This window comes from Cyanobium sp. BA20m-14, assembly GCF_024346295.1.
Genome location: NZ_JAGQCR010000138.1, coordinates 1 through 8,238 on the forward strand (window position 1 = coordinate 1; position 8,238 = coordinate 8,238).

Consider the following 8,238-nt stretch of genomic DNA (forward strand, 5'->3'; position numbering starts at 1 on the left):
CGAAGCCGCGAGGAAGCGCAGCGCGAGTGAATCTCCCGGCCCGAGAATGTAGGCGTCATCTTGATCGGCTGACAGCACCTGGGCCCGCACCCCGGCGAGGGGGGAGAGACTCAGCACAAGCGAAGCCGCTACGGCGAAGTGGCGTAATCGACCTCGCTTCATTGCTGACCTCATCAAGTGTGCTCATTGTAGCGGGCACGCAAGGGGCAATTTTTTTGAACTTCGCTATGGTGGGCCCAACTTGGGCGATGTGAATCGCTTGGCTAAGATGGCGCCGCTTAATCTTCCTCCTAATCCCACCCCTCAAGCTGATAAACCCTCGGTAGCTTCGAGCCCCGCCCAACTAGCCAGGCTCCCAGTGAGCCAAGGCCCAGTTGGGGAAGAAAACCCGGCGGAGTCTGAGGGTGGCTTGAATCTGGGCGAGATCTGGCAAGCCGTGCGCCGCCGCCGCCGGCTGGCCCTGCTGGTGGGCTCGGTAGTTGCCGCAGTGGCCTTTGGCTCAACCCTAAAGGAGCGAATCACCTCGCCCGTCTATCAAGGCAGCTTCCAATTGTTGATCAGTGACCCCATCAGCACCGATGGCGGCGGCGGGGCGGGAGGCACGGTCGAATCCTTGGCACGTAATAAGACCAGAATCGACTTCCCCTCCCTGGTGGAAATCCTGCGCAGCCCCATGGTGCTCGATCCCCTGCGCCGCCAGCTCGGGCCGGCCGGGGGTCTGCTCGGTGCAGCCCAGGTAAGCCAGGTTGCTGAAGGGGTTCTGTCGGTCTCGCTTTCGGGTAGTAAACCTAGCGAGATCCAGGAAGCCCTCGACAGTCTTAGCACAGCATACCTCAATTTCGCCATTGAGCAGCGCCAGCGCCAGCTCACTGGAGGTCTCAAGTTCCTCGATGAGCAGGAGCCCAAGCTCCAGCTCACCGTCAACAAGCTACAAGGGGAGCTGGCCGCGTTCCGGCGCCGCTACAACCTGCTCGATCCGGAAAGTGAGGCGGGCTCCCTTAAGGGCGAGTCTTCCGGTTTTGATGTTACTGAGCGGGGGCTGGATGCGGAACGCAGACACCTGGAGAAGTTGCGCCAGGGGGTGATGGCCGGAACCCTAACGGCCTCCAGTTTCAGCGGTGCAGTGGAAGGGGTCACCATCGCCCAGGCCAACAGCGACCTGATAGCCCAGTTGCAGGGTGTCGAGGAGCAACTCAGCCTGGCCCGCTCCACTTACAGAAACGATACGCCCCGCATGCTGAGCCTTACGGCCCTGCGCACCCGCCTGGCCGGTCAGGTGCGCAGCAACCAGCTCGAAGCCCTCGACACAGCTCTCAAGCTCAACGCCAACCGGGCCAGCACCATTGTGGGCCAACGCCGCCAGGTGGATCTCCAGTTCCTGAAGCAACCCGCCCTTATCAAGGACTACGAGCAGATCCAGCAGCGGCTCAAAGTGGCCCAGGAGAACCTCACCAACTTCCTCACTACCCGTTCCACCTTCCAGCTGGAGCGGGCCCAGAAGGCGGTGCCCTGGTCCCTGCTCTCGCCGCCGAGCGTGGATGGTAATCCGGTAGGCCCAAAACTGCGACAGGGACTTCTCAAAGCCCTGATGTTCGGGATTGTCGCCGGTCTCGGAGCTGCAATCCTGAGGGATCGTTTCGATCACGTCTTCCGCAGTTCTGGCGAGGTGCGTGAACAGCTCAAGGCGCCCCTGCTGGGCCATGTCCCGCACCTGCCATTTTTCAAGGGTGTGGCTGAAAGCGGTCGCTTTCAGGTTGAAGAACTCGATAGGGATTCGGCGAGCCTTGGCTCGATGGCTGGCCCCTATCTGGCGGGCTCTACGCCCGGAGCTCAGACATACCAGCGCTTTGCCTACAAGGAGGCGTTCCGCAACCTCTACACCTCCCTTCGCTTTCTCAACACAGACCAGAACCTCCTCACTGTGGGCCTCACCAGTTCCACGCCCAACGAAGGCAAGAGCCTGGTGAATGTGCTGCTGGCAAAAACAATCTCTGAAATGGGCCAGCGGGTGCTTTTGATTGACGTTGATATGCGCAAACCCCAGGTCCATCACCGCCTTGGCCTCAACAACCTGCTGGGTCTCTCCAGCCTGCTGACTGAAGACCACCAGTGGAGTGAGGCCCTGCTGCCCGTTCCCGGATATGACAACTGGTGGGTGATCCCTGCCGGTCGCCGTCCGCCCGATTCCACCCGCCTGCTCAGCTCCGGCCGCATGAAGGAGCTGATCCAACAGATCAGCCAGTCGGGCAAATTTGATCTGATCCTCTTTGACACCCCGCCAGTACTTGGCATGGCTGATACTGCCCTCCTGGCCCAGCACCTCGATGGCCTAATCCTGCTTGTTTCACTCGACGGGGTGGATCGGAACCTGCCCAAGGAGGCCCTAGCCAGGATCGGCTCTACAGGTGCTCCCTTGCTGGGATTGGTTACTAATGCTATGAAGGAAGAAGAAAGAACACCACATGAAACTTTGTACCAAAGATATGGCTACGCCGAAGCTGACGGGGAGTTTGATCTGGGCAAATCGCCGGCAACCTCAGCCGGCTGGTCCTTGCGGCCCCAGCTCCTCCAGCTGGGTAAGCAAGGCAAGGGCTTGTTGCGCTGGATCGATGGCTAGTTCCCTGCCAGCCGCCTTGCTCCTGCTGTTGGCCGGCGCCCACCCCGCCGCAGCATTCACTTGGACCCTGGGACCACCACCACCCCTTCCACCCCTGCCCAGGGCGGCCCTGGCCTCTGCAAAGCCCCAGGCCCAGAAGCCTCGCTGGGAAATAGTTCCTAGCCCTGTTTCCTCACCTGCCGCCAGCGTCACCCTGGCCTCAGCCACCCCCCGCTGGGAGCGGGTGCCTGCCAACGAGCGCATTCTCCATGCCCAGGTTCTGGCAATTGTTGCCACTCCTGACCCGATGGAGCTGGTTCAGCTTGATCGGCCAGTCCTGCGTTGGGAATCGGTACCGGCTCCCCAGTCCACCTATGCCGCCTACGGTTCGATCGAAAGTTCGGCAGTTCGGCCCGTGCTCGGCCGCCAGGTTTGGTTCCGTTTCTAAGGGCGCCGCTCCAGCAGCCTGACTAGCCTCAGCCGGTTGTAGCGCTGTATCCAAATACAGGGCAAGTTGAAGGCGCAGGCAAACAGCAGGTTGAGCAGCACTCCCGCTGGTGCCAGCCAGCTGGATGTGACGATCCAGAAGGGCCAGATCATTAGGTGGACCAGTTCTGCCCTTTTTGTTTCCAGCACCAGCAGCTCGAGATCGGCTCGATCACGGCCCACCAGGGCTGCCTTGGCCACCCCTTTTGGTAAAGCATTGTCAGCATCGGGGAGCCAGCCTTTCCAGCGGCGAATCGCCAGGCGCTGCTCGAAGCCCTGGCAGCTTTCCCGCCAGGGTCGCCGCCAGAACCAGTGCCCCGCAGCCAGCCAGCCGGCGGGCAACCGGTTGGCCATGGCTCCCACCAGCAGGCTCCAGCTGAGCCAGCCCAGGGCGCATTGCACCAATGCCTGGGAAGGGCTGGCGCTCATGGCCGCAGCAGCTCCTCGGTGAGTGGCTCCAGGGCCCGCGCCGAGCGCAGCAGTTGGGGATGGGCCCATACCGGCAGCATCTGGCGCCTGCCGACCGGCAAGACGGCCCGCCAGCCCGGCAGCACCGCCAGATCGATAGCTGAGATGAAGCTGCAGCATTCGATCCCAGCCAGGTTGCTGAGGTTGCCGTTGAGTTGCTCCAGCAGTTGGCTGCCATATCTGAGATCTGCTATGCCAGCCAGCAGGCGAGCTGGCCAGGGGTGGGCGGTGAGGGTGCCCTGCTGGGGACTGCCCACGCTGGTCAGGCGGCGGGTGCGCCGGTGGCCCCCAAGCAGTTGCACCCAGGTGCGGGCAATCACCCCGCCGATCGAGAAGCCCAGCAGGTCTAGAGGCTGCTCGCGTCCGAAGGCCGCCTCGATGTGGCTGCCCAGCAGTTCCGCCGCTTCCCGCACGGGGGTGAGCCCGAGCCGCAGGGGCAGGTCTGGTAGCAGCAGGGGCTGGCGCCGGTTGGCCAGGCAGCGCTTGAGGCCGTTGAACACCAGCGGGCTATCCAGCAGCCCATGCACAAGCACCAGGGGAGGGCTGGCCTGGCCGCCCGGCTCATCGAGATGTGAAGACCTGGTGCCGTTCTCGCCGCAATCAGCCATGGCTCCTAGGGTTTTCTTAAGATTCAGTTTGCATGAGGTGTTGGTGCGGCTGTCCTCCCTGTTGGCTCTGGTGGCTCTGGTTGGCTTTGTGATCGTTGAGGTGGTGCTGCGCCCGGCCTGATCGGCAGCGACCAACACCGCCGCACTCGGCCAGAGCCCCTAGGGTCTAATACCTACCGGCTCCCGGCAGCCATGCTGAACACCCTTGCTTTTGTGCTCGCCGGGAGCCAGGAGCTGCCCGGGGAAGACGTTGACTGGCAGCAGTTGGTCGGTGCCCAGCAGCGGGGGCCAGGGCTGGGCCGCTCGCTGCGGATCTTCCGCCTCCCGGATGGTTGGTCGGGCAGCCTCGACCAACTGGTGGGCAGCGGCAGTGCCACCATCGCCGGCGAAGACCCCCTGCCCGAGCCCTTGCCAGGTTCTGCTCCCCGCCGCGCCCTGGTCTGCGATGCCCTCGTGCCCCAATTGGAGGTGCCATCCCTGTGGATCGGCGTCTATGCCCTCAGCGGCCTGGCCTGGCCGGAGGGGGAGCGCCCGGCCGGCGGCCCGCCGCTGCAGCTGCAGGCGGTGCAGTTGGTGGATCGCTTCGCCCTGACGGAGGCGGAGAACGAAACCTGCTGGTTCTATCCCACCGACAACGGCTCCTACCTCTGCTGGGAAAACCAGCTCAGTCTCAGTAAGTTGCCCGGCTGGCTGCCCGAGCAGGGGATCCATGGGGCGCCGATCGCCTATGACCGGGGCGAGGTGCATGTGCTCTGGTCCCTGATGGCCGATGATGCCGCCCTCACCTGTGTGGGGCTCACCTACCAGCGGCGGCGAATCGAGTGGCCCCTAACCCGGCGCACTCCAGAACCGAGTGCCACTTGGACCTGGTTTGAGGTCGACACCATGGCCGACCCCAGTTATCGGGAACACGCCAAGATCAGCGTGTTTCCCCAGTGACGCTCCTGCAGTAACTCAGCGCACGAACAGCATCTCCTGGTAGGTGGGCAGGGGCCAGAGGTTGTCGTCCACCAGGGCCTCAAGGCCATCCACCACCTCCCGCAGTTCCGCCATCAACGGCACCAGGGTGTCGGCGCTATAGCGCATATGGGCTTCGGTGCCATGGGGTGGATTCTCAATGGCGGCCTGCAACTGGCCGCTGATATCCATCAGGGACTGGCACAGTTCGGCTACCTGCTTGGAGCTTTCCGGGCACACCTGGATGCCGAGGGTGCTCTGCAGCTGCAGGGATTCGGCCAGCTCGCCCAGATAGCGGATTGCCGCCGGATAGACCTGGGTGCGGGTGATTTGGACAGCGAGTTTCGCCTCCACATCGATCGCCAGGATGTACTGCTCGGCGTATACCTCAAAGCGGCTTTGCAGTTCCACGGCCGAGAGCACCCCGGTGCGCTCGAACAACTCGCGGATGGCAGGCCGCTCCAGCACCGGCAGGGCATCGGCGGTGGTGCGCAGGTTTTCCAGGCCCCGCTCCGCCACGGCCATGTGGTGCCATTCCTCTGAATAGCCGTTACCGCCGAACACCACGGCACCGTGGTTGGTGATCGTGGTCTTGAGAACGGCCAGGGCAGCTTCTTCAAGGCCAGCACCACTGCTGAGCTTGCTCTCGAGCTCACCGGCGATCCACTCGAGCGAGTCGGCCAGGATCGTGTTCAGGGTCACCAGCGGACCCGCCACCGATTGGTTCGAGCCGACGGCGCGGAATTCGAAGCGGTTGCCGGTGAAGGCGAAGGGTGAGGTGCGGTTGCGATCGCCGGCGTCCTTGTCGAATTCCGGCAGGGTGTCCACGCCGAAGTCCATCACGCCGCCGAGGGCCGAACCGGAGAGCTTGCCCTCGCGGATCTGGTTGAACACATCCTCCAGCTGGCTGCCCAGATACACCGAGATGATTGCCGGAGGCGCTTCGTTGGCACCGAGGCGGTGGTCGTTGCTGGCGGTGGCGATCACTGCACGCAGCAGGGGCCCGTAGAGGTGGACGCCCCGGATCACCGCTCCGCAGAAGAGCAGGAACTGGAGGTTTTCATGGGGGGTCTTGCCCGGATCGAGCAGGTTCCCCTGGGTGGCATTGCCGATCGACCAGTTGACGTGTTTGCCCGAGCCATTGATGCCGGCAAAGGGCTTCTCGTGCAGTAGGCAGGCGAGCCCATGCTTCTTGGCAGTGGAGCGCAGGATCGTCATGGTGAGCTGCTGGTGGTCGGTGGCCACGTTTGCCGCCTCGAAGAAGGGCGCCAGCTCAAATTGGGAGGGGGCCACTTCGTTGTGGCGGGTTTTGGCCGGAATCCCCAGGCGGTACATCTGCCGCTCCACCTCCTGCATAAACACCTGCACCCGCTCCGGGATGGCACCGAAGTAGTGGTCGTCAAATTGCTGGCCCTTGGCCGAGGGGCGCCCGAACAGGGTGCGACCGGCCAGCAGCAGGTCTGGACGCAGGGGTACGTAGGCGCTGTCGATCAGGAAGTACTCCTGCTCGGCGCCGCAGCTGGAGTTGATGGGGGCGATGGTGGTTTCACCCAGCAGGCTGAGCAGCCGGTGGGCCGCCTTGTTGACCGCGGAGTTGGAACGCAGCAGCGGCGTCTTCTTGTCGAGCGCCTCGCCGGTCCACGAGACGAAGACGGTGGGGATGCACAGGGTGTAGCCGTTGGGCGTTTCCATCAGCCAGGCGGGGCTGGTGATGTCCCAAGCGGTGTAACCGCGGGCCTCAAAGGTGGAGCGGATGCCGCCGTTGGGGAAGGAGGAGCCGTCGGGCTCGCCCTGCACCAGCACCTTGCCGGTGAATTCGGTGATGGCGGTGCCATCACCCTGGGGGGAGATGAAGCCGTCGTGCTTCTCGGCGGTGGAGTTGGTGAGCGGGTAGAAAACGTGGGAGTAGTAGAGGGCGCCGCGGGCGGTGGCCCACTCCTTCATCGCCTGGGCCACCACGTTGGCAACCGACACGTCGAGCTTGCTGCCCTCCTTGATCGTGCGCTGCACCGACTTAAAAATCTCCTTCGGCAACGCCGCCTTCATCTTGTCGAGGGTGAAGACGTCACTGGCCCAGAGCTCTTCGAGCTTCTGAATCGGCGCAGTGGCGATGGGTTGGCGGCTGAGGATCTTCTCGATGGCGTCAAGGCGGGGCTGGGAGGGCATGGGTTCGCGGGGAAATATCACTCACTCCCACCAAAAGCCTTCGACCTGCCCTGAAATTGCTGCCGTTGATACCAGTTGAGCGATTCGACCGCGAAATTGTCTGGCATTCCCCACAGCCGCCCTGCCAATTCCAGCTTCCCCGTTCAGAATTTGACTTTGGGGAACTGTCGGGATGGCCTCTGTCGAAAGCAAGGCGCTGGTGGAATCGATGCAGCGTCATCTCTTCTTCAGTCAGGCCAAATCCGCCTCCTTGGCCACCCGCCACGACCACTACCGCTGCCTGGCCCTGGCGGTGCGCGACCGCTTGCTGCGCAACTGGGTGGATACGGCTGACACCTACACCCGCGAGCACGTGCGCACCGCCACCTACCTGTCGGCGGAATACCTACTCGGCCCCCACCTCGAAAACAACCTGGTCAACCTGGGCCTGGTGGAGGCGGCCCGGCAGGCCTGCACCAGCTTGGGGCTGAACCTCCAGGAGCTGATCGCTGAGGAGCCCGAGCCCGGCCTGGGCAATGGGGGCCTCGGCCGGCTGGCCGCCTGCTTCCAGGAGTCGATGGCAACCCTGGAACTGCCGGCCATCGGTTACGGCATCCGCTACGAATTCGGCATCTTCCGCCAGCAGATCACACCCCATGGCCAGGTGGAGAGCACGGACCCCTGGCTGGCCCAGGGCAACCCCTGGGAGTTGATCCGGCCCGAATGGAGCTACCCGGTGCAGATCGGTGAGCACACCGTGATCGGCGTGGCCTACGACACGCCGATCCTGGGCTACGGCGTCAACACCGCCAACACCCTGCGGCTGTGGTCGGCGGTGGCGCCCGAGGCCTTCGACTTCGCCTCCTTCAATGCCGGTGACTACACCCGGGCCGTGCTGCGCAAGATGCAGTCGGAAACCCTCTCCAAGGTTCTCTACCCCAACGACGAACTCGACCAGGGCAAGCGGCTGCGCCTCTC

Annotated in this window: 8 protein-coding genes; 5 read left to right on the forward strand and 3 right to left on the reverse strand. The window is 63.7% G+C overall.

Annotated elements, in window-relative coordinates:
• The first annotated feature begins 358 nt into the window (after window positions 1-358).
• Together KBZ07_RS16340 and KBZ07_RS12560 are read left to right on the forward strand one after the other, a co-directional pair.
• Window positions 359-2,617: a tyrosine-protein kinase gene (locus tag KBZ07_RS16340; RefSeq protein WP_254931930.1), complete on the forward strand. Its 2,259-nt coding sequence runs from the start codon at window positions 359-361 to the stop codon at window positions 2,615-2,617.
• Window positions 2,610-3,044, forward strand: a complete 435-nt coding sequence (locus tag KBZ07_RS12560; protein ID WP_254931931.1) for a hypothetical protein — start codon at window positions 2,610-2,612, stop codon at window positions 3,042-3,044. The genes KBZ07_RS16340 and KBZ07_RS12560 overlap by 8 nt, the downstream gene beginning before the upstream one ends.
• Here KBZ07_RS12560 and KBZ07_RS12565 read toward each other — a convergent pair.
• Window positions 3,041-3,511: a hypothetical protein gene (locus KBZ07_RS12565; RefSeq protein ID WP_254931932.1), complete on the reverse strand. Its 471-nt coding sequence runs from the start codon at window positions 3,509-3,511 to the stop codon at window positions 3,041-3,043. The two genes, KBZ07_RS12560 and KBZ07_RS12565, sit on opposite strands and share 4 nt — an antisense overlap.
• Window positions 3,508-4,158, reverse strand: coding sequence for a triacylglycerol lipase (locus KBZ07_RS12570; protein WP_254931933.1), 651 nt, complete (start codon window positions 4,156-4,158; stop codon window positions 3,508-3,510). The genes KBZ07_RS12565 and KBZ07_RS12570 overlap by 4 nt, the downstream gene beginning before the upstream one ends.
• Here KBZ07_RS12570 and KBZ07_RS12575 point away from each other — a divergent pair.
• Both KBZ07_RS12575 and KBZ07_RS12580 read left to right on the forward strand, forming a co-directional pair.
• Window positions 4,157-4,279 (forward strand): hypothetical protein, encoded by a 123-nt coding sequence (locus KBZ07_RS12575; protein ID WP_254931934.1) that lies wholly within the window; start codon window positions 4,157-4,159, stop codon window positions 4,277-4,279. The two genes, KBZ07_RS12570 and KBZ07_RS12575, sit on opposite strands and share 2 nt — an antisense overlap.
• Before the next feature lie 71 nt (window positions 4,280-4,350).
• Entirely contained in the window at window positions 4,351-5,097 is a 747-nt protein-coding gene (locus KBZ07_RS12580) for a hypothetical protein (RefSeq protein WP_254931935.1), read from the forward strand.
• 15 nt (window positions 5,098-5,112) lie between these two features.
• Here the strand turns inward: KBZ07_RS12580 and KBZ07_RS12585 are convergent, their stop codons facing one another.
• Window positions 5,113-7,281, reverse strand: a complete 2,169-nt coding sequence (locus KBZ07_RS12585) for a glutamine synthetase III (RefSeq protein ID WP_254931936.1) — start codon at window positions 7,279-7,281, stop codon at window positions 5,113-5,115.
• 172 nt (window positions 7,282-7,453) lie between these two features.
• Here KBZ07_RS12585 and KBZ07_RS12590 point away from each other — a divergent pair.
• Window positions 7,454-8,238, forward strand: a 785-nt coding sequence (locus KBZ07_RS12590; RefSeq protein ID WP_254931937.1) for a glycogen/starch/alpha-glucan phosphorylase, incomplete at its 3' end; no start/stop codon positions are given.